General features: G+C 59.6%; 2 protein-coding genes. Both read right to left on the bottom strand.

Annotated features, from left to right (window positions below):
• On the bottom strand, positions 1 to 459 hold a 459-nt coding region (cas1, locus tag NW820_RS12440), incomplete at its 3' end, for a CRISPR-associated endonuclease Cas1 (protein ID WP_414407648.1).
• On the bottom strand, positions 456 to 1,267 hold an 812-nt coding region (locus tag NW820_RS12445; protein WP_414407649.1), incomplete at its 5' end, for a TIGR03985 family CRISPR-associated protein. The genes cas1 and NW820_RS12445, both read right to left, overlap by 4 nt.

The raw sequence follows: 1,267 nt of genomic DNA on the forward strand, positions 1-1,267 counted from the left end.
GGAGCGATCCAACTGTTGCAGGTAGGCGGCGATAACATCAATACCCTCCTGTAAGGGGGCAATTTGGCCGCGGGTAGCCCGGTTGTGCAGTTGTAGAATTGCCCGTTGGTTGCGAATCTTGCCGCGCACAATCACCTTGGCCCACCTCAGCCCCCAGGGGGAGTAGGCCCGCTGATACTGGGCCAGACGGATCTCAGAGTTGGTGGAGAAGGATCCCTGCAGGCGACCGCGAAAACCGCCATCCGCACGCAAAAAAATGGTTTCGATGCCTCGATCCAGCAGTTGGGCCAAAGCTGCGCTGGTCAATTGGATCCCGGGCAACACCACCACCAGCTCCACCTCCGCAAGGCGGCAAAGCTGCTCTTGACCACGGCGGCGAATGAGCAGGGTTTGGTTTTGGCAGTGAACCACAGTCCCCGGCTCGGTTAGGTAGAGGGTGGTCATGGGCAGGAAGGTCAAGAAAGCTTCAGGTCGGGGCGATAAAACTGCAGCTCTGCCTGGGCTTCCCGAGCCATCTGTTCCCGGTAGGCCAGGGGAGCGATGACCTCGCCGTTGGGCCGCCAATCCCGCAGGCGCATGGTGAAATTGGTATCTCCCACCCGTACCCAGGCGCGGAAGTACCGGTCGCTGGTTGGCCTTTGCCGGACAATGTTCAAAATCTGTTCGCGCTCCCGCGCATCCGCCACTGCCTGCTGCACCAAAGCCGGGATCCGCTCGTAGGCAATGGGCTGGAAGGTGGGATGTCGCACTGTGCTTTCCACATAGCGACGGGCAAACTCCGGGGAAAATCGAAGGATCAACAATGCCTTGGGCAGGTAAAAATCGGATCCCCAGGCTTCTTCCCATGCTGCTTGGACTTCCTCTGGGCTGGGCAGCTTCCTCTGCCGTTTGCGGGTTGCCAGCTCTGGCGGGATGGAAGGAGCGTCCCAGGGAATCACCGCCAGGCGCTCAGACTGGATCCGATCCAGCCGAAAATTGTGCCAGCCCAGGGATCCTTCGGGGGTGGGGAGCTGGCCAAAGGCTGCCAAATACTTGGCGCGGCGGGCATAGAACAAACAGACTGGGTAAGTGAGAACGTGTCGGATCCCATGTTGGCGGGTGGCGTAGTCAAAACCGATCACCCCCGCTTCTGGGTTGGCCCAAAAGGCTTCTAGCTGGCTTTGATATTCATCCACCCGTTCTTGCTGTTCGTCTGAGAGGATGTACTCAAACCAGACAAAAAGCCGCCGCTGCGAGTGCTGATCGCGCCAGCGGGACGGAGTCCTTT

Origin of the sequence: Synechococcus sp. R55.7, from assembly GCF_047461955.1 — a bacterium.
In the GTDB taxonomy this organism is placed as follows: Bacteria; Cyanobacteriota; Cyanobacteriia; order Thermostichales; family Thermostichaceae; genus Thermostichus.